The organism is Desulfovibrio sp. JC010, assembly GCF_010470675.1.
Lineage (GTDB): Bacteria > Desulfobacterota > Desulfovibrionia > Desulfovibrionales > Desulfovibrionaceae > Maridesulfovibrio.
In genome coordinates, this window is record NZ_VOIQ01000011.1 from 149,587 (window position 1) to 169,731 (window position 20,145).

Below are 20,145 nucleotides of genomic sequence, written 5' to 3' on the forward strand. Positions count from 1 at the left end.
ATTTAAACGGGTATAGTAACAGTGTTTACCTCAAGTGCTTGACTCCTAACGAACTAGGTTATAAATTATCAATAGAAGAATTACGAGACTGAGCCAGCACAACCGGTTTCTCCGTTGCTACGGAGTTAATGAGCCGTGAGGATTATGCGCCCCTCCAGTCTCGTTATTTTTTGCGCTTTAATATCCTTTCCGCCTGATCTGGCATAATGCGATGCAATGTCTGCAAGTAAAGCTCCTTACCGTCCTGAGTTTTCTTCACCGTAGCTTTCCAGTGCTTACCATCCTTAAGACCTATAAAAGTTAAGTGACTCTTCTTGTCTTCTACGCATTCGCCGTTTTCCATCAACCACTGCACCAGCGCGTAGTCCTGCTGTTTCACATCCGGGTGTTTGTCATCGCCCTTTGATGCTGTGTAATCCGAAAATCTGATTACACGGGACTGCGTTCCAAGCTGTGCCATGCGCTTCTGCGGCAGAACTCCCACCGGGACAAAGCCTTTAACCTCTCCCTTAAAAATCCCTTCAAAACGGAAGGAGTTGACTAGATCGTGAATCGCGATCCGCGCGTGGTTCTGGCTCACACCTTCCAGTTTTCCGGCCAGAAAGTTGTCCAGATTTTCGCCACGCACCTTGCCGGGATTGGATGCCCAGCCGGGGCCAATGCCTTCCGGTACCGAGGTAACTTCACCTGTGCGCTTGTTGCGGTATTCAACGAACTTGGTTTCAGGGGCCGTGCTTTCGCCACCCAGATCAGCAGCTTCAGCACGTGTAATCTGACGTACCCGGCACTTGCAGCCGTAGTCATTGGGCGGGAAATGAGTTGTCCACCAATCATGGTCCACAGGCAGAATAGTCCCGGCCCATCTAACGTGCTGCGGCCTATGCTCACGGGACGGGCCTAATTCATATATAAAGTAGGGCAGCCCCTTTTTCGTTCTCTGAGCGCGTTCCCATTGCCCGGCACTGGCTGCGCTTCTGATGTTGGATTCATAAATGACCCGTAGCCGGTGCGGAGAACCGAGCTGCGCTGTGACAACTTCCCCGGTTAATGGATCAACAACATCTTTCTTGCCCCACCAGCCGAGCTTCTGGAGGCGCGGTCCCAGCTCTTTTTTAAATTGCGGAAAAGGTATCCCTTGCTGCTTCGCTTTCAGCAGCTCGTCACGAATAGAAGTAAGGACGTCCGTCTCCGTGGCCTTGGCTACGGTGAATCCAAAGGCATGTTCCTCCTGCCACACCTCACGGTAATCAAAAGAGGTGGTGAGCTGCTTGCCCTTGAAGAAATTAACCACTTCCTTGGGCGGACGGTCCTCAAAAGTAAATCTAGCCATCAGCGTTGCCTAAACCACGAGCCTTAAAAGCCTGCTTGGTAAGGGAGCGCATCAATTCACTTGAATCCATTTCAACAGCTTCCAGCCGCTCCAGTGCTTCTTCATAGGATTCAGCCTCGGCCAGCGCATCCCGGATCGGATCCACCACCGGGGCCATGACCGGCTCCCACTCATTCAGCCCTTCATCCCTGAGCGCGTCCAGTTCGTCTACCTGCTGACGATTCATGGCCCGATTGGCTGCGGTTTCTTCGGTGCTGACTTGGGGTACTTCTGAAGAGCTTATGCAAATCACCGGCTCGTTATCTTTTGGTTCACGCAAGCCGAGCTTTGACCGAATCTCAGCGATTGAAACCGTCAGGCCATGTGGGACCAGTTTGACAACGTTGTCCACCAATGCACTAACATCTTCCTCGTCAAGGACGGGTAAACGGAATCGTGGATAATGTTCCTGCGGACCGTAATTCAGATCAACATAAGGTATGATCAAGCCTTGTTGCACACAGGCTTCAGCCTGCCGAGCATCGGCTGTCAAAATGTCCTGTCGCACTTCATCGTGGACACGGCTCTGTGCTTCTGAGCTGCCGCTGTCTGCGGTCATGGTCTGGCCCAGAATGCCTTTACTGACCTGCTCATCAAGGAAACGCGCCTTACCTTCAAAGACCTTTTCCCCGCCCTTTGAAGCTATTTCCACAAATTCCATGACCATGGATTCAGGGATAACTGCGGCGGCATCGGTACCGATGTTGGCAACGGCGCGTATTAAGGTTTCAATATCTTTATCAGAGGCAGACGGACCGTATTTACCGAGGCGCACGGGCATGCCGAAGACTTCAATAAATGCCATCCAATCTTTAAGAGTAAAGGACTTGAAGACAAACGCCCAAGCGGCAAGCATGGCAAGACCGCCGCGTATAGGAATCCCGCTCTTTAAACGGGGTTTAAACACGATAAATTTATAAGGCGGAAGTTCAACACCGTTAACCGGATCAGCATCATCAAGCATGCGTAACTGGTTACCACTGACCTTATCAAAACAGAAAAAGCGAGGATCGCGCCATACGTATCCCCGTGGCACCCATTTGTCGGACCGGGTCTCCCAGTCTATTTCAGCCACTGAAAAACCTTTAGCAAGACCGTCTGCAAGATCAAACAGGAGCATATTAAAGCTAGGTGATTCGATCAGTTCACGCACAGCCTCATTGATTTCTACGGCTTTCTTGTCATCCTCATTGGCGGCTTCAATGGTCGGCTCCAGCCCGGCAAGGGCAAGCTTACGGGTAGACAAAACAGAACGGTAATGCAGATCACGTTCTTCCATTTCTTCAGCCAGAGTCAGATAGTCAAGTATGTCTCCCTCCTGGGCGGACCTGATGATGGATGCAAGCCGAGCTGGGGTAAGACCACCTGTCACCGCTCCCTGCCAGACATTACGCACTCCGGTCAGGGACGGAGCTGCAATTTCTTTTGTAAGCTCTTCCTTCTTAATAGGCTGCCCGTACTGATCAAGTATTGTTACCATAGTCCTTTATGTCCTTTTATTCCGAGGCCGGTTCTGACGAGCCTTGTCTGGGTATGACTTTTTACAGGGGTATATTTCATAGGCTGGTAGCCTTCACATTCAAGCGTTGCATAGTACCCCAAAAAATGAGCAATAGCGGAGTCTCCATGACGTTTTTTATTGCCTTTACCCCCACTTGCAATAGTACGATCTCCCCTTGGGACTTTAGGTACTCCGTTAACCTTTTTGATTGCTCGGTGATCCATGACAACATCTGCATTCTTAGGCACTGTAGTCATGTCGTCTTCAAATGCCCTACGGAATTTGGGCATATGTTCAGAATAAAATTTATCGGAAAGATGTATCTGCTTAATCCGACCTTCGCCGTACCTTTGGGCAGCAACTTCTGCCAGATAAGAACCGTTACCGGTGGCATCCATTGCTCCGCCTTGAAATCTGGGTAACCGGTCAACAATGTAAAAAAGAGCCTGTTTCTGTTGCTCAAAAGGGACATTGCGCATTTCAAAAAGGAAGGGACAAAAACGGCGTAAGTTACGCTTAATAGTTATGGGCCAGATAGATGTAAGGTCACCCACACGGGCAAAGTCTTCCCCGAAACAATGATTTAAGCCCTTAGGTAGTTCTTCCAGCAGCGGAAGTATATTCTCTTCCAGCCAGTCATTCATCCATGCTTCACGTTCTTCTTCTGGCTTGAAGGTAAAAGCATCTTCAAGGGCAAGCTCTATAACCGGAACTTCCACGGCACGAGCCTCAATCAAAGTAGTATTAAGATAAACCCCGGAACCTTTAGACGGAATACAGAACAACTCCTCATCAGCATCCTCGCCATAAAAATCAATTACGTCCTGCCGCCATTCGGCCTCTTTTTCTGGAGACCATTCCTCTCCAGTGATCAAACAGATACGCTGATACAAGCCATCCTTAAGGGCATCATCAAATGTAATTTCAACTAATTTACCCGGCCTGCGCTCGGAGCGGATGTCATCACATAACTCGTTAAACGGGTTACCATCACCATCGTGTGTACTAATTACTACAACTTTACCGCCCCAAATCAATAAAGCCATTGCGGCTTTGATCAATTCTCGCAGGTCATCATGGAATCCGGCCTCATCAATAATGACAAGGCCCTGACGACCACGCAGAGAACGGGGCCGGGAAGAAAGAGCTATAATCTCAAAGCCGGAAGCGAAATTAATCCTGAAAGCTTTAATATCCCTATCGCCAGCGTTACCATCATCAGTAAAAACAAATTCTTCTACGTCCGAGGCTGCCTGATTAAATGCCTTGGCCCACATGGCGCATACATCGATAAACTCGCGGGCCATGTCCAGATTGTAGCCGATGTAGAGGGTGTCCATCCCTCCGGCACTTTTAGTCGCGGCTGAAGTCAGGACAGCAGTGGAACCGATGCCCCATGTAAGACCGATACGGCGGGACTTGGAAATAACGGTAAGGGGGTGATCCTCAATAGCGAGGTGAGCTTCCTTCTGGTAATCAAGGAAGATATTGATCTTGCTGCCCCCGGCCTGCAATACATCCGGGAACTCCTGCATGGACTGAGTGCGTAGATCAGCCCATTCTTCACGGGTTACCGGGTTCTTACTCATTTCTCTACCTTGATACCGAGGATGGAGGATTTAATGGCACTGATGGTGTCGGTGGAAAGTCCTTTTTCTTGTCCAACGTTATCAACTTCTTTGGCAGCAGCTTTCTTGACCTGTGCCTCAACATGTTCACGGATTTTGAATTCGCGATCCGAGTCCAGCTTGCTGGCCTTGGCGACCTTCTCAACTATGATGGAAAGAGTTTTAAGACGGTCAAGGTCCGGCCCTGCTTCATCTTCATCGCTACGGTCAAGCACGGCATCAAAAACCATGGTCTTAATCATTTCAGTTACAGCACGTCCCAGATCAGTATCCGAACTTTCACCAAGCCCACCGACCAAGCCTGCGGCAGCTTCACGGGCCTCACGAAGTTTTGATCCGGTTTCTTCAATATGCAGGGCATAACGATTGAGTGCAGACTTACTGATAGGCTCCGCGCCACGACCTTCAAGTAGCTCATTGAAGTGGTCGAGAATCTGCTTCTGGGTCAACCTGCGCTCGCGTAAAGCGGTATTAATCGCAACCCGTAAATCTTCCGGCAGAAGATCAATGGATGATGGACGGCCACGGCCTTTGCGCTTTGCCATGACTACGCCTTGCGTTCAGGACGTTTCACGCCGGGGAAGACTTCAACACCCTGAGCCACACGCGCACCGGCTGCGGTGATCTCAGCCACAAGGCAATTCTCGTTAATTGCTTCAATGGTTATCAGTCCCTTATCTTCCAGCCAGCGCAGAATCTGGACCATGCGTTTACGGTTGGAGTCAAAGCCGTATGCACCGTGCGCTATGGAATCCAGCAGGGATTCATTCATGGTGCCGGAAGGTGTTTCTTCAAGGGTGCGCAGAACGCAGCTTCGCAGATTTTCATGCTCAAAAATTTCGTACTTCTTCATTTCCTATTCCTTACTAGCTTCCTTGACAAAATCTTCTACCCGCAGGACCAGCTCCTTCAACGACGCCTGATACTCTTTGACCCCGTCAATACGCTCGGTTAGTACGTTCATTCCGCCGGATAGTTTTTCCATGGAGATGTTGAGTTGGTTGAACTGCTCTTGTGTCGGCTGCTTGGAAAGCAACACCTCATTTCGGCCAACACGATCGTCCAGTTCGTCAACAGACTTGCTTAATTTGGCAACTTCATCGGTGATAGCTTTGCGGCAGCTCGTGCAACTGTCCTTACTGACAAACCGCTTATCAAGCTTGTACAGAAACCAGCCAATTACGAATTGCCCAGCAAAGGCTATGGTGGGTATCCACGACTTGATCTCAGCGATTAGGCTTGCTTCGGTACTCATTTAAAAGCCTCATAAACAACACGCCCAACCACCCCGGCCACCACAGCTGCGGTTCCCCAGACAGCGCGTTCAAGATTGCGAAATTTTTTCGCATAGGTATGGCAACGCCGTACCCCATTAATCTCAGATACTTCTTCCTGAATGGATTTTACCCGTTCATCTATGCGGATAAGAAGCTCGTGCAATCCGCCTGTAGCTTTCTCTTTACTCCACGCTTCACGTTCCATTTCGTGGCGTTTAAGCATAATATCGCGCTTGGAGTTCAAATCCTTAAGCTGCTGTTTGTCGCCAGCACTCAGAGCTGCAAACTCCACCCTGCGAAACCGATCAAGCTCTTCTTCCTGCTTTGAGATCAATTCAACTGCGTTCACGACTTTTCCCTCCAAGTCTTAGCAACCTTCTCGGCACTACGCCCGACCACATATCCACCCAGCCCCAGCTCCATCAGAGACCAGAGCTGCGTGGGCAACTCAAGGTGCGGAGCCTTGGACCAAAATAACGCCAGATACGGATACAACAGGTAGTTGTTGGCTACGATAGCAATAATGGTCAGCATCAGGATCGGACGCCAAGACCGCTGCAACCAGTTGCCAGACATCTCGGCCAGCATGATTTTGACACGCGCCTCAAGGTCGGCAAGTTCACCCCGGTTCTGCATTTCCATGAGCCGAAGCTTGGCTTTTTCGCGCTCCCCGGCATCAGGCCAGATTTTGTCAATGATAGTGGAGCCGAGGTCTAAAATTGAACCGATCATGACTTACCCCCACACGGCGTATGAAAGCCAAGAAATCAGATCAATTGCCGCAATTACAATGGCAAGTATAACGGGGTCATAGGCATCGTAATTATGGGTGCCGCAGTGCCTCGAACCGAAACGAGCCCATAGGACAAGTCCTACAACCTGAACAAGCAGCACCCAATTAACCCATGGCCACATACCGCTGAATGCCCATGCAAAAACGGCAACAACATCAAGTACAAGCCCGGTGAGAAAGAAGAGGAGTTTAAAGCTCTTCTTGTTGATTTTGGGATTAAAACAGCCCCAGACACATGCCGCAATTGCAGCCAGCACGATAACCAGATTCACAAACAGCATCAGCATTAGATTCTCCTGATTGATTAAAAGTGACTTCCTATCCAGCACAGCAGCCGGGCAAAACCTGAACACACGGCCCAGCAAGCAAAGCTTACCCATGCAACGATTAAACAGCCCTTAATAAACGGCACGCGCCACCTCGGTAATGACAATCTCGGCCTCGGTGGCACCGTTCATGGCCTGCATGAACTGCTTGAAAGCCGCAGTGCTCTGATTCACTCTCCGCTTATCGCCGCTATCGTCAGGCGTAGAACCGGTCAGAGGGCAACCCTCGGTATCATCCAGATCGTTGCCGGTATGGATGCGCACGTAGGTTCTGCCCGGCACGTCTTTAATGGTCCACAGGTCGCGCTGCTTAGACGGGGAAAATTCACGCTTCATGACATAGCGACCAGCGGGGATGCACGAGATATTGGGCTGATTCTTTTTCCACGGTTCCTCCAGAAACCAGCAAATAGCCTTGCCATCCACGCATACAGCCGAAACGGTTGCAGCCTCTGTCCTCTCAACCCGGAACACATCAACAATTTTTTTGGACACGAGAACCTCCTTAGATCAGTAGATCAGTAATTTGATATGTAATCTTATGAATTTGATAGATACGGCAGGAGGCGGGAAAGGAGGCACCCGGAACAGTTCCGGGCAAAAGAAAAGCCCCCGGTCATTTCTGGCCGGGGGCTTTAAAGGGATGTTTAAACGAGGATTTAAATTACTGTCAACTATAAGCCGGGCAGCATGCTTTGCTGAGGCTTCGGGGCTTCATTGGCTACCTTGCGCACGTACCGCTCACTAACACCTAACTTCTGAGCAATCTTACGCCCCGACATCTTGCCCAGCAGTTCTTTAATCTGCGGCTTGGCAGGATCAAGATTCACGCCACGAGGAATGGTCAGATGGACACCGCCGTAAACTTCACAAAGCACCGCCATACGTTCCACACCAACCAACTTCGCTAACTCGTGGCTGGCTGTGGCCTTGGTCGGAATATATTTCGAAACTCCGCCAATTTCCTCGGCCAGAACAAGTGCAGGCTCCCGGCCAATAGTGGCAGCCAGTTCTTGCAACATCGGGGGCCATGAGGATGTAGACATAATAACCTCCTATGAGATTCGTGCTATCCACTGTTTGAGGGATTCAACGAGCTGCTGGGACTGCGCCGGGGTCAGCCAATCAGGACCATCGCAACTGTCATTAGTCATGCGGCGCACCCATGCGGTCAGCGCATCGCGGCTGGGATCGTCAACGCCGCCCAGCTCGTACAGTTCTGCCCACAAGCCGAAGACCATTCTGACTTGCGGATTCTTTGCTTTGCTGTGCTTGCGCTTATTGCCCTTGTTGGTGAAGACAGCACCGCAGTTTTCCAAATGGTTGATGACCATGTGCAGCTGCTTGGCGTTCATTTTGGCACTGGACCGTTTACCTGTAAGATTAAAAAGCATGGCTTCATACTCATCACGTCTTTCAGGATCGTCCAAGCCGAGCTGCTTGCAGCCGAGTTTGATTTTGCCGATAAGTTTATTGCGGAAACTCATTTTACTATCCCCATTCTTTTAGCCTTCTGACATAGCCGCTGCCGCTTGTTGTAGGTATCCTTTTCTTTTAACGCCTTGAAAAAGTCTTCATGGTCACTTTCATCCAAAACCTTTTCAAACATCACAGCAGAAACTTCGATAATGGTTTGTTTTGATATTTTGGAAAGATGCTTTTGAATCTCTTTAGCTTTCATCTAAACCACCTCCAGCTCGTTAACTAAGACCGGAACTCGTCCACGACCTGCGATATTGACCATTATATAGTGCTGCTGATCCGCTCCCAGAAAACAAGGGGGAGAGACAAAACCAAGGTCAGTAACCGGAACTCCATCTACTGTCCGACCATTCGGCACACGAACCCGTGTCCCGCGTGGAAAATTAATCCGCTTGGTTTGCGGCTTGGGCGTGTCATCAACTAGAGACAGCAGGCCGTCCCGGAACAAAGCCAGCACTTCATGCAGGGTCATAAAATCGTATTTAGTGTTCCTTGGGGAGTACCAGCTTCCAGCAACCTTTACGCGATACTTGCCGTCCTCGGCTCCGGGCTGATCTGCCCACAAGGAGGACTCATAGAGCTTAATTTTCAAATACGTCTTGCTCGTCTTCTTGAGTAGGATAGAAAATGCTTCTTTGCGTTTTTCGCCCATGGTTAGCCTTCCTGTGCTTCCTTCCAAACACACAAATCATTAACTGAAAGACCACGGCGTTCAAAAATTCCATGCACGATTTCAAACACACCTTTCTGCATAGGCCCACGCTCTCCCTGTGCAGCCACAGCCCACAAAAGACTCAGCAAGTCCTTCGGTTCAAAATGCTTTGTGGCGCAAGAAGGACAAAAATACAGACCGCAATCACGGCATTTATACATGTACATCAACCGTACTTTGCGTTTGCAATCGAAGCATTCAAGCTCAACGCCTGTATTGTTTACCGCTCTCATCTGCTTTCTTAATGCCACTCTTTTTTCAATAATGTCGTTGCTGTCGTCAGCATGGTTGATAACTCTTGTGAGATTTCTTTCAGCTATAAGCTGGTCTAAAATTTGACCGCCTCGGATAATCTCATCGATCGCGGTTTTATTCCTTTCTGGAGCACGGGAAAATATGGACTCGGCAAGAACGCGCATAGTTATTTCCCAAGCAGGTGTGACATCGACCGTCATTTCTTCTTTGATTTCAGTATTCATCATATCCACCTATTAATTTTCATCAGAGCAGGCTGCTCATCAGGACGAAGCCACCACGCTCCGCCGACAGCCCCGCAGGGCTGTTTCGCTTTACTTTTCCACCTTTTCCAAGAACACGATCCCGCCGTCAGCTATCCAGCTTTCAGGAACGTATTCCTTGAGGATGCTGCCGCATTCCTTGCACAGACGCTGCACATGGAGCCAGCGGTCATTGGGTTCACCGGGCAGACTGACTGAGGTGGAAGCCTCCTTGGCGGGCAGCCTGCGCAAGATAAACCAGACGGTGCCTTTCTTAACTCTGTCCCGTCCGTGTGCATATGCGGACTCGCGGTTTACGCGGATAAACCGACTTGCGTAGTCCTTCTTGTACTGGGGCGCAGGGATCGGTCTGAATTCTTTATCTGATCCGGCCCTAACGTAGGATTCATTTTCGTATTCGTAACCAACAGCTTCCAGTGTGGCATCCACGATCTTTTCTACATCGCGATCCCGCGCCCGGAAGTTCTGCTGCAGAACTACGGTGAGGATTGTTTCTTTATTCATGATCTACCCCTCCCGCTTAACGCACCGAGGAATAGCTCCGTTTTCAAGCTGCCCGGTATTTCTGTTCAGGGTATTGGTAATCAACATGAGGTCATGAGCAAAATCCATATCCTCTGCATTCAGGAACTTTTCCAAGTCCAGCTTGCATGCGTGGTTATGGGTAGTGGTAATGTCCATGGTCAGTTCAACCCGGTCACCAACCTCAATTTCATGCTCAGCGCAAAGGTCAACTGCCCGGTCAACAATCAGATTCACAAGGGCTTTTTCTTCCTCGTTTAAATCCCAGTTAAATTCCATTTTCGGCCTCCTTTAAATCTTAGCCATATCCAGCGGCAGATATTTATAGGAGCCGTCTTCCTGACGCTCTGAAACCCTGAAATAAGCCTTTGAACCTACTGTTTGCAGGCTGTCGCTAATAGCATCCATGGCCCGTTTCCACCGTGGGTCTGTGATCTTCAAGCGGCGCAGACCGAGGATTCTGTTGACGTTGATATTGCCTTCCTTATCGACCTGAAACGCATCGTTAACGACAACCTTAAGTTCACCGGGGCTTGTTTCGGTCCATTCTTTCAAGCATTCATCAACAAGCTCTTTTGCGGCCTGAATGCGTTCATCAAAGGCAAAATGTTCGTTGACAGACCGCTGAATGCGGTACTTGCCGTCAAAGCTGTACAGGGTGATGTTGCCTTTCTTGCCTCCGATCTTCACTTCGTATTCTTCGGCACTGAGCTGGACAAAAGTTTCAACATCGTCCACAAACTTACTCTTGAGAGCGGACATAGCTTCACGCATGGACATGGTCTGTGCCACCAGTTCCATAACTGTCTCATGCCGTTGCTTGTCGATCTCTTTTACCTGTCCCAAGGGCACCAAACGCCCTTGGGCATCTTCCATATAGCCTTCCATGCTATTCCTCTCCGCAGTTAATGGTTGTTCCGTGCTCCAGCCCGGCCACGCGCTCCAGCTCCGCACCAATTGCCGATGCGATCTCGTTTGCTTCTTCGCGCTCCCTTCCTGTCAGCTTGTCTGCCAACAGCCTCACACGGCCTACACAATTCTTGAGCTTCCAACTGATGCTGCTGCTTTCTACTGCTTCACTCATAATTTACTCCTTCCGGTTAAGGTTCTGTTCACATTGCTGGCAGGCTTTCCAGAGCTGGACTTTCAACGAGCTGGCCGCGCTGAACGGCTTGCCCTGATTTTCCAGACACTGGCTGCTGCCGATCTCACCCAGCACCGGGCAGCTGACCTTGTCGGTCATGAGCGCAGCCCTGACCTTCTTTTCAACGTTGCCGAGGTTGCCGGGGTATTTATCTTTCAAAATCTGGTTAACTGCGGTGGCTGATATACCGACCCGCTTTGCTGTCTGGTGCTGGGATTCCAGTTCGTCACATGTCTGTGCCAAAGCCAGCACCCAATCCGGGGCCGCGCCCCATGCTTCATTGGCGGTTTCTACTGTGCTGGTGCGGCTCATGCTTTCTCCTTCGGTGTCCAGACAACCTTGTTTAAATTGGGGTCAAACACCTGTTTAATGCGTTGAATTTTAGGGGGCAGCGGCCCAGTGTTTTTGATAAGGGTGTAGGTTTTGCCGTTCCTCCTGAGATACCCGGCCTTCGTCAAATGCTTGAGGTAGTCCTGTGCATCATTGGGTTTAACTGGAACCTCTGGCAGAGATGCCCAGACAACCAAGTCGTCACGTGTTACCCGCTTATGCATACGGATAGTCCGCCACATAACTTCCCGTTTGGTCGGTGAAACAATTGTCCCATCCCTACGCACTTTGGGAGCAAAACGGCTCCGCTTGGCTATGGTGTAGTAATGGCGGGTGATGATGCCTTCCTTTTCTGAACGGACAACCTCCAAGAAGCCGGCCTTATGCAGCCTGCCGATGTAGTCTCTAACTTGATTTTTAGGTCCATTACATTTGCGATAGACCGCATCCACAGTAAAGCCAGCTTCACAATCCAGCTGCTGCATTACCTTCCAGTAATGCTCCTGCCCACGAGGTGCGTTTTTGGCTGCTTGCTGATCTACAGGGAGTCTGCTCATTAGTGTTTCCTCGCTGCCGGGCGTGTCTGCCAGTAGGTAATGTCTGCTACGTCTTTCAGCTCAACCTCGGATAATCCTTTCAAAGAAGCGGCTTCACGGACTGTTTCAATACCGTGGCAAATGCGGCGGACAATGCCGTTGGCCTGAGTTGCCATGTCTTCCATTACTGGATCGGCAATGGTCAGCTCCGGGGCATACATCTTGGCAAGGCGTTTGGCATCACTCACTGAGGCAGGCTGTGCTGCAACCCAAGAACGAACACGGTTATCAAAGCGTTCCCAGCGTTTCAGGCTGCTAGGCAGGTATTCCTCGCCAATCAAAATGACGGGAATCTGTGCTTTATCCAGAATCTCGCGGATGATGTTGACGCTCTTTTCACCCATGCGGGCGATGTGGTCGAACTCATCAATGATCAAAGGCCGGGTCTCAATCGCCAGCGTTTCAATAAGCTGCTCAACCATGTCGGTTACGGTCTTGGCGGGAACAACTCCAAGCTCTTTAAGAGCCATCTGGCAGAATTTTTTGACGGTCCATGATGCCCCGACCTCAAGGTAAAGCGCACCGTGCCTGTTGGCGGCAAAAGTCGCGCTGATGGTCTTGCCGAAGCCGCTGAATCCATAGAACACGCCAAGCGGGGTTAAGTGATCCGGGGTGTTGAGCAAACGGTTCATCAGCTCGGTAAACAAGGTTACGTTGGTAAGCAGTGCAGGTTGTGCATCCAGTGCCATAAATCCTCCTAAATTATCCTAATACTGCGGCCACGCCGAAATCTTCACACATCTGTTTGTTGGTGATGTATTCAGCATGGGTTTGATAGCTGCCCAGCCATACGGCAAGGCGGCTATCCACGTTAATGCCTTGGGAAATTTGTTCTTCAAGCTCAAGGGCAAGACGGAAGCGTTCCAGCGGGTCTGAAGGGATGGGGCTGGACGGTTCAGATTTGAGGTTCAGCACCTTGCCTTTACTTGGTTCTTCGGCCTTAAGGTCAATCACGGTACCGTGCTGCTGTTCTTCAAATTCACGGGTAAGCTCGGCTTCAATCAACTCCTGTTCAGGAGTCATCTTGAGCTTCTGGGCAACCGGGGCAGCCTCAATAGCTCCACCTATGCCGTGCAGCTCGGCCTGAACCTCGTCCATATGAACTTGCAGACGTTTCTCGCGGCCCTTGGCGCGTTTTTCACGGGCCTGCTCAATGACCGGCATGGGGAAGTAGTCAGCCGAGTTCGCTTCAAATCCGGCCTCGCATACGAAGCGTCCATCCAGATCGCGGACCCAGACCTTGCTGGCATCGTGGATGTCGTAGCCAATCTGCATTTCTTGGCCGTGATAGTCCTCAAGTCCTTTGGAAAAATAGCGGTTGCGGTAAAGGTTGATCTCACAGCGGCGCACGGTGCGGATTTCGTAGGGACGGAAAAGGTCCGCAACTTCTGATTCATCAGGAATGATGATGTCAGCTTTGGATTCCAGAGCAGCCCAGCGTTCATTAGGAGATTGATTGCGTTTCTTGCCAGTGGTGGGGTCAGTAAATTTAGGCAGTGATGAATGTGGGCGGTCATTGTATGCAGCCACAAGCTCGTTCATCATTGTCATGAACTGTTCCCAAGTGGGGAATAGGCGGGTGGTCCCGGTTTCTTTGATCTCTTTGAGGGCTTTTTTACGCACGAGCTGCGCGGCTTCCTTGTCCATATCCATGCCGCAGTAACCGGGCATGCGCCGGGCATTTCTAATCAGCTCCCTTTGAAAGCGTTCAATCAAGCCACGTGCCTGTGATGCATACGGGAGGGAGTGTTCTTTGCTAACGGCAAGCCTTGCAAGTATGCCCATGCCCGGAGAATCCAGAAGTTTGTTTTTAAAACCACCACCGTTATCAACATAGAAAATTGCAGGTATGCCGTGATCTACAACCGACATACGTATGGCATCAGCAACACCCCATGAATCCTCTGCCAAGCCAATTGACCAGCCAACACAACGGCGGGTTGCCACATCAAGGATGCTGGTAACTTCCGGCCTGAACGGCTTACCGTGTGCCGGATGCAAAACATACATATCCATGGTGTGACCATCGCCAGTGAAGACATCAGTAGGCTTAAGGTTTTTAGTCTCACGGCGGACAAAAGCCTTGTACCTTTTAATTTCACGTGGCAGGAGCCGCCCTTTGTTCTTCTCCAGTTCACCCAGCGCGGCTACCTTGCGTTCAACTGTGCGCAGAGAAGGCAAATTTAAATCGTCTTTATGGTCGTAGTAAGTCTGCGAAATGCTCGGTTTTGAGGGCAAACGCCATGCACGGAGGAACGGCAAAAGCCATGATGGAAATTGCTTTTCAAGGGGAGCTTGCGTCACCTTGGGGGCAAGTCCTTCCGCACCTTCCTTGTTGTTGATCCTGCGCCAATTCCGCAGGGTAGAAGCGGACAAAGCCCTCGCTTTACCCTTGCGGGCATTGGCTTTAGCAATGAGGTCTTGATAATACTGGGAAAGTTCCCCGGTACGGGCCATCTTGGCAAAACGCTTTTCAGCTTTAATGATGCCATCTATGACCGCGATCCGCTGGACCTCTGCCAGTATGATCAAACGTGCTTCCATGATTTCCCGCTGCCAATCAGCAAGATTGACAGGCAGAACAGCCGGGAGTTGGGGTTTGGAGGGAGTTAGGGACTCCGGCTGTTCCGCCTGCATCTGCGAGGTGATTGAGGCGGAAATTTGATCACGGGTTGACTCAGGCATGGAAGCCACCACCCAGAGCTTGCCGCCGCCACGGCCCGGACGGGGCTGTGACTGCCAGCCTTCGCGCTTGGCACGGCGGGAGACAGTCATGGCGGTAACAGAAAGCAGCTCGACAAGCTCTTGGGTGGTGTATGTGATGTTTACCTGAGTCATAATTACCTACGCGGAGATTGCGAGAGGCTGCGGCTGCAATTCAACCCAGCTCATGGTGACAGGGTCCAGCATTTCGACAACATCACCGCGATCTATGAGGGCCACTCTTGATCCGTGAGAGCATCCAGTCGCGTATTGTTTACCCTTTACAAAAACACAGCCGTACAGGTCAGTGACACGACCAAAAGATGCAGCTGTAGCTGCTGTATAATCCGGTTTGACTCCAACAGCCTCGATCAAAGCGTCAACACGTGCGAGTTCTTTAACAAGCACAGACCGGACAAATTTAAGAGTATTTTCATCAAGGTTGCCATCAACCTCTCCGTTATGATTTACGCCGTAGATAAATTCGTCCCATGCTCTACCTTTCGCGCCTTTGCGTAATATTTCGAGTCTCATATTTAGTCCTCACATTCATCGTCAGTTTCAATAAAGCCAGCGAGGGCCTCAACAATCATAGGAGCAACTACAAAATCCAACCCCATACCGCAGTTAGGACAAGGAGTTGATATAGGAGCACGTCCAATATCGTTAAACAAACCCTGACAACTAAAACAGACTGCAACTGCTTCAATTTTAATCATATCTTCCCCTTCAATTTGTTAAATTCATTCACCAACCCCTTTGGCAATCCCAAAATGGAAGGCGGACATTCAATCACATAAAGCAAGTATCTAAGAACTTTGTGATTGTTCCGCGCTCCATTGACGGTCTGCTGTACCAGCTGTGGAGACAGTTCAATCTTACGGGCCACACCTGCCATGCTGGTCTTTGCCCTCTTCAGACATCTGCGGATTGCAAATGCGTCACGGTCAATACCTGTTCCTGATGCGGCCTGATTCATAACTGGCCCTCCAGTTCTCTCATCCGTTTCCTCGTCTCCTTGCTGGCGAGATACAGATCGCCAAGTTCGCATTTAACCGCCTGCTCTCGCGTCATGATTTGAGCATCATGTACCTGCAATTGAGCAAGCAACGGACTCATATCGTTAACAACAGCACAAAATGTATTGATAGCGCGGGTGGTAGGCAGATGATGTTTCTCCGCCACCGACAACCACTTTTCAAAAGTGGCAACCGTCAATTTGCGGGCGTTCCCCTTAGTCAGTTTGAACCCACCACGAACAGCTACGTTATTCATACGGTCAACAACCTCCTCACGGCTCAACCCACAACGCGAAAACGCCTGATGCATAGCTGTTGCTATTGCTGCATCAAGATCGCCTATCTGCGTTGCTACTGGGTCAAAAAGAGGGGCCTGTTCTGATCGCATTTTCAATTCACTGTCTGGGGTTCTAGGGGGTTAACGTCCGAGAGACACATTCCCTCAGACGTTGACCGCCCCGTGTGCAGTGAGGTAGTTTAAAAAAGAGCTGTTTTTTTCAACCACCCACAAGTTATTTTTAACCACAAAATTGAGTTCAATTCAACCTCATTTTTGCGTTAAAGTTTAATTTTGTGATATTTAGAAAATTAGTCTTACATATCACACGATTAACAAAGACTTTCGGGTGTTAGAGTTTGCGTTAATCTTAAGCAATGGAACTTTAACACTATGAGCATAGGCGAAAGAATCAAAATTATTCGCGGCAAAACACCCCAAAAGATGTTTGCAAGCACAATCGGGGTTGCCCAAAACACACTCGGCAATTACGAACGCAACGAGCGTACACCAAATGCTGATGTTATCGTTGCAATTGCAGATACCTACGGCGTGTCGTTTGATTGGCTCCTGACAGGAAACGGAGAAAAAAAAGGGGAGCAAAAAGCAGAAAAGGACCTGGTCCGCGAGACCTCCAAGGACTATGAAGCCACAAATAGACACAAAGACCAGCTGGAAGAACTCCAGCAAGAAATAAAGGAATTACGGCAAGATAACCGAGAATTAAGGCAAGACAACCGGGAACTAAGACAGGAGAATAGAGAGCTACGACAGCAGGCTAGATATGCCGAACCATTGACCGGAAAGCTGAAAATCACCACATATGGACCGAATGGCGATATCAACGAGGAAGTGGTGGACGCTCCTAAAGTTTCTGACGATTAACTTTTTTAGTGTCTGCCAACAGATACCTTACAGACAGTGATTCAAACTGATTTCGTTTTGCTCTGTTTTTAGAGCAAACGACAAAGCAAACATAGTTAATTCTTTGATATTACAAAGAGTTAACTATGCTTGCAGAAATAGATTTAGGTATAATTTTATTGGTGATGGACTGACTTTATTTCAAAAGCTGATTTCATTTTGCCCTAAAAACTGAGCAAAACAACACACGGAGGACTGATGAGAAAACTAATTCCCTTGATGATTTTACTGCTATTTGTCGCGGTTGGGTGCGGTGGATCGGAAGTAAAGCTGGAGCTGCCCAAGGACACCCCGCAAGCCACCGTAGACTTGATAAATCATGCGATCCCGACCCTTAAGACCAAATGCCCCGGCTGGAACAAGTACGGCGATGTCTTGCAGTTTGAAAGAATATATACAGGCTCCCCATACTATCCAGCCTCAGACAATAATGAAGTGATTTACGTAACGTGGATTCAATTCAAAGTCCCTAACGATGCTGACGTTCCCGCGCAATACAGAGCACACGGAAACATACTCCATTTAGGCTTTACAGAGAATGGAAAGGCTATTATTTTTAAGAAGGCCCAAACGGCCCGGATTTTCTTAGACGAAAACATTGATACAGGCGGCAGAGACTACGTGATCCCCATCAGCTAATAAGATCACATCAGTGTTAAAAACAAATGCCGCATTCATCCAAATGCGGCATTTTTAGTGTCAAAAACGATTTGACCGAAATTTCTACCCAAATCCCTCGTTAGCTCCCGTATCTTCCCGGTTAATCCCGGATAGTCCCGTATTACTTCCTGTGTTAATACCTAGTGTCGGGGTACAATCAGGAAAGCAAAAAGGTGAGTAAAATTTGTTAATTTTACTCACCTTTTCACTGTAACCTATTGAAATAATTGGCGGGCAATACAGGATTCGAACCTGTGGCCTTCAGCTCCGGAGGCTGACACTCTATCCAACTGAGCTAATTGCCCGCGCAGAACGTTTTACTATCCATCACTACGCTCATTTGTCAAGAAAAAACTATTTAATTTCATGATCTATTCAATTTTGAAAGTAGCGGCTTAATTCTGCCAATTCTGCGTTGCAGCTGTATGCATATTAATTTACAATTATTGGCAATTTGGACGTATTTCTATAAAATATTAAATAATCTCATTGCTGTCACATTGAATGTTCGAAAATGTTACATTTTATTGACTCAAGTGGTCTGATTGAGTAATTTCGAAAATAAGTTTTTCGGAATCGCATACTGTGGGTGTTTATGTTTTCGTAATTGCTCATGGTCTGGGCGGTTCCATAGGGGTGTTTTATTAATTTAAACCTTTTGAAGCAGAGGGTGCTATGAAGATTAAATTGCTGCTTGGGGTTGTAGTCAGTGCTGTTTTGGGGGCTTTATCTGTCTTTGCCGCAGCAAATTTCGGAACTGATCCTCAGTCCGTATTGATAGTTACGGCAGCCGTTGTTTTTGCTGTTGTTTTGCTGTGCGGGGGACTTGCTGTACAGCTTATTACTGCCGGAGCTGCCAATGGTGCTGATGGGATCATTACCTATCTTAAAGGTGTTGCCGAAGGAGATTTCAATTCCAACAGGCCTGATTGCGGTGAAGGGGAATCAGGACAGCTGGAGGCGCAGGTTTGCACTACTGTTGATGCGCTTAAAAAGCGGATCGGCTTTTCCGAAGGCGTTCTCAATGCCATTGCCGAGGCATATCCCTTTATGACCTGTGATGCTGAGGCAAAGGTTAACTTTGTCGGCAGCAAGCTTTTTAAAATTTCCGGTAAAACAGGTAAACCTGAAGATTATTACGGCCTGACAACCGGCGGATATGTTTATGGTGATAACTCCCGTAAAACCCGTACCGACCGTGTTGTAAGCGAAGGAATCAGAATTGAGGGTGAAACTTCCTTTGAAGGTGAGCGCGGACTCCATATTCTGCAGTTTTCCGGTGAGCCTTTTTATGATCTTGATGATGAGCTTTGCGGTGCGCTGACCATTTATTTTGATTTGACCGAAGTAAGGGAGCAGCAGCGTGAAATTGAGGAAAACTCTGAACGCGTGGCTAAAGTTGCTGCTGATCTGGTGGACATTACCGGGCAGGTAAACTCATCTGCCGGGATCATCGCTTCCCAGATAGGTGAGGCATCCAAAGGCGCGGCAATGCAGTCCGACAGGATTACCGCAACCGCTACCGCCATGGAAGAGATGAACAGCACAACCATGGAAGTTGCGCGAAATGCTGTTGATGCCGCAGATAATGCCACCGATGCTGCCAATAATGCCGGGGAAGGGCAGAACGAGGTTCGTGATCTGATTGAGTCCATTGAGACCATGAATGGGCATGCCAATAATCTCGGAACTTTCATGAATGAACTCGGCCAGCAGACTGATTCCGTGGGCAGTGTTATCACCGTGATTCAAGATATTGCCGACCAGACCAATCTGCTGGCTCTGAACGCGGCTATTGAGGCGGCCCGTGCAGGTGAAGCCGGGCGCGGATTCGCTGTTGTTGCCGATGAAGTCCGTAAGCTTGCTGAAAAAACCATGACCGCCACAGACGAAGTGGGTACTGCTATTAAAGCAATTCAGGACGGTGCCAAGCGTTCCATTGAAGGGGTTGAGCTGGCCAGTCAGGCTGTGGAACAGTCTACTAAAATCGCCCATAGCTCCGGGCAGACCCTTGAGCGTATTGTTGAGATCGTCAGCGGAACTTCTGATCAGGTGCAGTCCATTGCAACTGCCGCCGAGCAGCAGTCCGCAACCAGCGAGGAAATCAACCGGGCCGTGGATGACATTAATTCCATCGCTGCCAAGACTGCCGAAGGCATGAACGCCGCCAATGAAGCCAGTACCGAACTTGTACGCATGAGCGACGAGCTTAATACTTTGATTAAACAGCTTTCTTCCTAGTACAGTCCCGTACTCCATTGTCCGAGACAGGCCGTGTTGCTGCTGCAATGCGGCCTGTTTCTTTTGGGTGGGGTTGACCCTCTGAGCAAGCCGTTTTATTCCATGCTGAAAATGATTCAGGAG

At 49.3% G+C, this 20,145-nt stretch carries 30 protein-coding genes, 1 tRNA gene and 1 other RNA gene; 3 read left to right on the plus strand and 29 right to left on the minus strand.

Annotated features, from left to right (window positions below):
• Positions 1 to 163 precede the first annotated feature (163 nt).
• The 28 genes from FMR86_RS13855 to FMR86_RS13990 form a co-directional block, all read right to left on the minus strand.
• Positions 164 to 1,330, minus strand: coding sequence for a phage minor head protein (locus tag FMR86_RS13855; protein WP_163351996.1), 1,167 nt, complete (start codon positions 1,328 to 1,330; stop codon positions 164 to 166).
• Positions 1,323 to 2,849 carry a DUF935 domain-containing protein gene (locus tag FMR86_RS13860; RefSeq protein ID WP_163351997.1) on the minus strand — a complete coding sequence of 509 codons (1,527 nt, stop codon included), beginning with the start codon at positions 2,847 to 2,849 and terminating at the stop codon, positions 1,323 to 1,325. The genes FMR86_RS13855 and FMR86_RS13860 overlap by 8 nt, the downstream gene beginning before the upstream one ends.
• The gene (locus tag FMR86_RS13865; RefSeq protein ID WP_163351998.1) at positions 2,843 to 4,459 is read right to left on the minus strand and encodes a hypothetical protein; all 1,617 of its coding nucleotides are present in this window, start codon (positions 4,457 to 4,459) and stop codon (positions 2,843 to 2,845) included. Before FMR86_RS13865 ends, FMR86_RS13860 begins: the two co-directional genes overlap by 7 nt.
• The gene (locus FMR86_RS13870) at positions 4,456 to 5,043 is read right to left on the minus strand and encodes a DUF3486 family protein (RefSeq protein WP_163351999.1); all 588 of its coding nucleotides are present in this window, start codon (positions 5,041 to 5,043) and stop codon (positions 4,456 to 4,458) included. The genes FMR86_RS13865 and FMR86_RS13870 overlap by 4 nt, the downstream gene beginning before the upstream one ends.
• A gap of 2 nt (positions 5,044 to 5,045) precedes the next feature.
• Positions 5,046 to 5,351 (minus strand): ArsR family transcriptional regulator, encoded by a 306-nt coding sequence (locus FMR86_RS13875; protein ID WP_163352000.1) that lies wholly within the window; start codon positions 5,349 to 5,351, stop codon positions 5,046 to 5,048.
• Positions 5,352 to 5,354: 3 nt separating this feature from the next.
• Positions 5,355 to 5,753, minus strand: a complete 399-nt coding sequence (locus tag FMR86_RS13880) for a DUF2730 family protein (protein WP_163352001.1) — start codon at positions 5,751 to 5,753, stop codon at positions 5,355 to 5,357.
• Positions 5,750 to 6,124, minus strand: coding sequence for a hypothetical protein (locus FMR86_RS20595; protein WP_239057245.1), 375 nt, complete (start codon positions 6,122 to 6,124; stop codon positions 5,750 to 5,752). The genes FMR86_RS13880 and FMR86_RS20595 overlap by 4 nt, the downstream gene beginning before the upstream one ends.
• A complete protein-coding gene (locus FMR86_RS13890) occupies positions 6,121 to 6,507 on the minus strand; it encodes a holin family protein (protein ID WP_163352002.1) in 387 nt (128 codons plus the stop codon). Before FMR86_RS13890 ends, FMR86_RS20595 begins: the two co-directional genes overlap by 4 nt.
• A 3-nt stretch (positions 6,508 to 6,510) precedes the next feature.
• Positions 6,511 to 6,855 carry a hypothetical protein gene (locus FMR86_RS13895; protein ID WP_163352003.1) on the minus strand — a complete coding sequence of 115 codons (345 nt, stop codon included), beginning with the start codon at positions 6,853 to 6,855 and terminating at the stop codon, positions 6,511 to 6,513.
• A gap of 111 nt (positions 6,856 to 6,966) precedes the next feature.
• A complete protein-coding gene (locus FMR86_RS13900; RefSeq protein WP_163352004.1) occupies positions 6,967 to 7,389 on the minus strand; it encodes a DUF5675 family protein in 423 nt (140 codons plus the stop codon).
• Positions 7,390 to 7,568: 179 nt separating this feature from the next.
• Complete coding sequence (locus FMR86_RS13905) at positions 7,569 to 7,940, minus strand: RNA helicase (protein ID WP_163352005.1); 372 nt, start codon at positions 7,938 to 7,940, stop codon at positions 7,569 to 7,571.
• Positions 7,941 to 7,949: 9 nt separating this feature from the next.
• Positions 7,950 to 8,381 carry a gp16 family protein gene (locus FMR86_RS13910; RefSeq protein WP_163352006.1) on the minus strand — a complete coding sequence of 144 codons (432 nt, stop codon included), beginning with the start codon at positions 8,379 to 8,381 and terminating at the stop codon, positions 7,950 to 7,952.
• The gene (locus tag FMR86_RS13915) at positions 8,378 to 8,575 is read right to left on the minus strand and encodes a hypothetical protein (protein WP_163352007.1); all 198 of its coding nucleotides are present in this window, start codon (positions 8,573 to 8,575) and stop codon (positions 8,378 to 8,380) included. Before FMR86_RS13915 ends, FMR86_RS13910 begins: the two co-directional genes overlap by 4 nt.
• The gene (locus FMR86_RS13920) at positions 8,576 to 8,968 is read right to left on the minus strand and encodes a hypothetical protein (protein WP_163352008.1); all 393 of its coding nucleotides are present in this window, start codon (positions 8,966 to 8,968) and stop codon (positions 8,576 to 8,578) included. It abuts the gene before it with no gap.
• 62 nt (positions 8,969 to 9,030) lie between these two features.
• Positions 9,031 to 9,567, minus strand: a complete 537-nt coding sequence (locus tag FMR86_RS13925; protein WP_163352009.1) for a hypothetical protein — start codon at positions 9,565 to 9,567, stop codon at positions 9,031 to 9,033.
• A gap of 26 nt (positions 9,568 to 9,593) precedes the next feature.
• Positions 9,594 to 9,658: hammerhead ribozyme type II (locus FMR86_RS13930), an RNA gene on the minus strand.
• The gene (locus FMR86_RS13935; protein WP_163352010.1) at positions 9,658 to 10,110 is read right to left on the minus strand and encodes a hypothetical protein; all 453 of its coding nucleotides are present in this window, start codon (positions 10,108 to 10,110) and stop codon (positions 9,658 to 9,660) included. Before FMR86_RS13935 ends, FMR86_RS13930 begins: the two co-directional genes overlap by 1 nt.
• 3 nt (positions 10,111 to 10,113) lie before the next feature.
• A complete protein-coding gene (locus FMR86_RS13940; protein ID WP_163352011.1) occupies positions 10,114 to 10,407 on the minus strand; it encodes a hypothetical protein in 294 nt (97 codons plus the stop codon).
• 12 nt (positions 10,408 to 10,419) lie between these two features.
• Complete coding sequence (locus tag FMR86_RS13945; RefSeq protein WP_163352012.1) at positions 10,420 to 11,016, minus strand: DUF3164 family protein; 597 nt, start codon at positions 11,014 to 11,016, stop codon at positions 10,420 to 10,422.
• 1 nt (position 11,017) lies between these two features.
• Positions 11,018 to 11,212: a hypothetical protein gene (locus FMR86_RS13950; protein WP_163352013.1), complete on the minus strand. Its 195-nt coding sequence runs from the start codon at positions 11,210 to 11,212 to the stop codon at positions 11,018 to 11,020.
• Between the two features lie 3 nt (positions 11,213 to 11,215).
• Positions 11,216 to 11,584 (minus strand): hypothetical protein, encoded by a 369-nt coding sequence (locus FMR86_RS13955; protein ID WP_163352014.1) that lies wholly within the window; start codon positions 11,582 to 11,584, stop codon positions 11,216 to 11,218.
• The gene (locus tag FMR86_RS13960) at positions 11,581 to 12,159 is read right to left on the minus strand and encodes a helix-turn-helix domain-containing protein (RefSeq protein WP_163352015.1); all 579 of its coding nucleotides are present in this window, start codon (positions 12,157 to 12,159) and stop codon (positions 11,581 to 11,583) included. The genes FMR86_RS13955 and FMR86_RS13960 overlap by 4 nt, the downstream gene beginning before the upstream one ends.
• Entirely contained in the window at positions 12,159 to 12,887 is a 729-nt protein-coding gene (locus FMR86_RS13965; protein WP_163352016.1) for an AAA family ATPase, read from the minus strand. Before FMR86_RS13965 ends, FMR86_RS13960 begins: the two co-directional genes overlap by 1 nt.
• Before the next feature lie 13 nt (positions 12,888 to 12,900).
• Complete coding sequence (locus tag FMR86_RS13970; RefSeq protein ID WP_163352017.1) at positions 12,901 to 15,036, minus strand: Mu transposase C-terminal domain-containing protein; 2,136 nt, start codon at positions 15,034 to 15,036, stop codon at positions 12,901 to 12,903.
• A 6-nt stretch (positions 15,037 to 15,042) separates the two neighbouring features.
• On the minus strand, positions 15,043 to 15,435 hold the full coding sequence (locus FMR86_RS13975; RefSeq protein ID WP_163352018.1) for a hypothetical protein: 393 nt from the start codon (positions 15,433 to 15,435) through the stop codon (positions 15,043 to 15,045).
• Positions 15,436 to 15,437: 2 nt separating this feature from the next.
• Positions 15,438 to 15,620, minus strand: a complete 183-nt coding sequence (locus tag FMR86_RS13980; protein WP_163352019.1) for a hypothetical protein — start codon at positions 15,618 to 15,620, stop codon at positions 15,438 to 15,440.
• Entirely contained in the window at positions 15,617 to 15,880 is a 264-nt protein-coding gene (locus tag FMR86_RS13985) for a hypothetical protein (protein WP_163352020.1), read from the minus strand. The genes FMR86_RS13980 and FMR86_RS13985 overlap by 4 nt, the downstream gene beginning before the upstream one ends.
• Complete coding sequence (locus tag FMR86_RS13990; RefSeq protein ID WP_163352021.1) at positions 15,877 to 16,176, minus strand: hypothetical protein; 300 nt, start codon at positions 16,174 to 16,176, stop codon at positions 15,877 to 15,879. Before FMR86_RS13990 ends, FMR86_RS13985 begins: the two co-directional genes overlap by 4 nt.
• A gap of 414 nt (positions 16,177 to 16,590) precedes the next feature.
• On the opposite strand from FMR86_RS13990, the gene FMR86_RS13995 reads away from it, so the two are divergent.
• Together FMR86_RS13995 and FMR86_RS14000 are read left to right on the plus strand one after the other, a co-directional pair.
• On the plus strand, positions 16,591 to 17,082 hold the full coding sequence (locus tag FMR86_RS13995) for a helix-turn-helix domain-containing protein (protein ID WP_163352022.1): 492 nt from the start codon (positions 16,591 to 16,593) through the stop codon (positions 17,080 to 17,082).
• Positions 17,083 to 17,319: 237 nt separating this feature from the next.
• Positions 17,320 to 17,760 (plus strand): hypothetical protein, encoded by a 441-nt coding sequence (locus tag FMR86_RS14000; protein ID WP_163352023.1) that lies wholly within the window; start codon positions 17,320 to 17,322, stop codon positions 17,758 to 17,760.
• A 249-nt stretch (positions 17,761 to 18,009) separates the two neighbouring features.
• On the opposite strand, the gene FMR86_RS14005 is transcribed toward FMR86_RS14000, so the two are convergent.
• Positions 18,010 to 18,086: transfer RNA gene (locus FMR86_RS14005), tRNA-Arg, on the minus strand.
• A 370-nt stretch (positions 18,087 to 18,456) separates the two neighbouring features.
• Here FMR86_RS14005 and FMR86_RS14010 point away from each other — a divergent pair.
• On the plus strand, positions 18,457 to 20,022 hold the full coding sequence (locus FMR86_RS14010; RefSeq protein WP_163352024.1) for a methyl-accepting chemotaxis protein: 1,566 nt from the start codon (positions 18,457 to 18,459) through the stop codon (positions 20,020 to 20,022).
• Positions 20,023 to 20,145: the final 123 nt, after the last annotated feature.

Excerpts from the sequence above, each read along its gene's own strand:
- FMR86_RS13865 (WP_163351998.1), bottom strand. The coding sequence starts at position 4,459 with ATGAGTAAGAACCCGGTAACCCGTGAAGAATGGGCTGATCTACGCACT.
- FMR86_RS14000 (WP_163352023.1), top strand. The coding sequence starts at position 17,320 with ATGAGAAAACTAATTCCCTTGATGATTTTACTGCTATTTGTCGCGGTT.
- FMR86_RS13870 (WP_163351999.1), bottom strand. The coding sequence starts at position 5,043 with ATGGCAAAGCGCAAAGGCCGTGGCCGTCCATCATCCATTGATCTTCTG.
- FMR86_RS13935 (WP_163352010.1), bottom strand. The coding sequence starts at position 10,110 with ATGAATAAAGAAACAATCCTCACCGTAGTTCTGCAGCAGAACTTCCGG.
- FMR86_RS13875 (WP_163352000.1), bottom strand. The coding sequence starts at position 5,351 with ATGAAGAAGTACGAAATTTTTGAGCATGAAAATCTGCGAAGCTGCGTT.
- FMR86_RS13995 (WP_163352022.1), top strand. The coding sequence starts at position 16,591 with ATGAGCATAGGCGAAAGAATCAAAATTATTCGCGGCAAAACACCCCAA.
- FMR86_RS13880 (WP_163352001.1), bottom strand. The coding sequence starts at position 5,753 with ATGAGTACCGAAGCAAGCCTAATCGCTGAGATCAAGTCGTGGATACCC.
- FMR86_RS13915 (WP_163352007.1), bottom strand. The coding sequence starts at position 8,575 with ATGAAAGCTAAAGAGATTCAAAAGCATCTTTCCAAAATATCAAAACAA.
- FMR86_RS13950 (WP_163352013.1), bottom strand. The coding sequence starts at position 11,212 with ATGAGTGAAGCAGTAGAAAGCAGCAGCATCAGTTGGAAGCTCAAGAAT.
- FMR86_RS13960 (WP_163352015.1), bottom strand. The coding sequence starts at position 12,159 with ATGAGCAGACTCCCTGTAGATCAGCAAGCAGCCAAAAACGCACCTCGT.
- FMR86_RS13965 (WP_163352016.1), bottom strand. The coding sequence starts at position 12,887 with ATGGCACTGGATGCACAACCTGCACTGCTTACCAACGTAACCTTGTTT.
- FMR86_RS13895 (WP_163352003.1), bottom strand. The coding sequence starts at position 6,855 with ATGCTGATGCTGTTTGTGAATCTGGTTATCGTGCTGGCTGCAATTGCG.
- FMR86_RS13860 (WP_163351997.1), bottom strand. The coding sequence starts at position 2,849 with ATGGTAACAATACTTGATCAGTACGGGCAGCCTATTAAGAAGGAAGAG.
- FMR86_RS13925 (WP_163352009.1), bottom strand. The coding sequence starts at position 9,567 with ATGAATACTGAAATCAAAGAAGAAATGACGGTCGATGTCACACCTGCT.
- FMR86_RS13945 (WP_163352012.1), bottom strand. The coding sequence starts at position 11,016 with ATGGAAGGCTATATGGAAGATGCCCAAGGGCGTTTGGTGCCCTTGGGA.
- FMR86_RS14010 (WP_163352024.1), top strand. The coding sequence starts at position 18,457 with ATGAAGATTAAATTGCTGCTTGGGGTTGTAGTCAGTGCTGTTTTGGGG.
- FMR86_RS13990 (WP_163352021.1), bottom strand. The coding sequence starts at position 16,176 with ATGAATAACGTAGCTGTTCGTGGTGGGTTCAAACTGACTAAGGGGAAC.
- FMR86_RS13985 (WP_163352020.1), bottom strand. The coding sequence starts at position 15,880 with ATGAATCAGGCCGCATCAGGAACAGGTATTGACCGTGACGCATTTGCA.
- FMR86_RS13905 (WP_163352005.1), bottom strand. The coding sequence starts at position 7,940 with ATGTCTACATCCTCATGGCCCCCGATGTTGCAAGAACTGGCTGCCACT.
- FMR86_RS13910 (WP_163352006.1), bottom strand. The coding sequence starts at position 8,381 with ATGAGTTTCCGCAATAAACTTATCGGCAAAATCAAACTCGGCTGCAAG.
- FMR86_RS13975 (WP_163352018.1), bottom strand. The coding sequence starts at position 15,435 with ATGAGACTCGAAATATTACGCAAAGGCGCGAAAGGTAGAGCATGGGAC.
- FMR86_RS13855 (WP_163351996.1), bottom strand. The coding sequence starts at position 1,330 with ATGGCTAGATTTACTTTTGAGGACCGTCCGCCCAAGGAAGTGGTTAAT.
- FMR86_RS13970 (WP_163352017.1), bottom strand. The coding sequence starts at position 15,036 with ATGACTCAGGTAAACATCACATACACCACCCAAGAGCTTGTCGAGCTG.
- FMR86_RS13890 (WP_163352002.1), bottom strand. The coding sequence starts at position 6,507 with ATGATCGGTTCAATTTTAGACCTCGGCTCCACTATCATTGACAAAATC.
- FMR86_RS13940 (WP_163352011.1), bottom strand. The coding sequence starts at position 10,407 with ATGGAATTTAACTGGGATTTAAACGAGGAAGAAAAAGCCCTTGTGAAT.
- FMR86_RS13955 (WP_163352014.1), bottom strand. The coding sequence starts at position 11,584 with ATGAGCCGCACCAGCACAGTAGAAACCGCCAATGAAGCATGGGGCGCG.
- FMR86_RS13980 (WP_163352019.1), bottom strand. The coding sequence starts at position 15,620 with ATGATTAAAATTGAAGCAGTTGCAGTCTGTTTTAGTTGTCAGGGTTTG.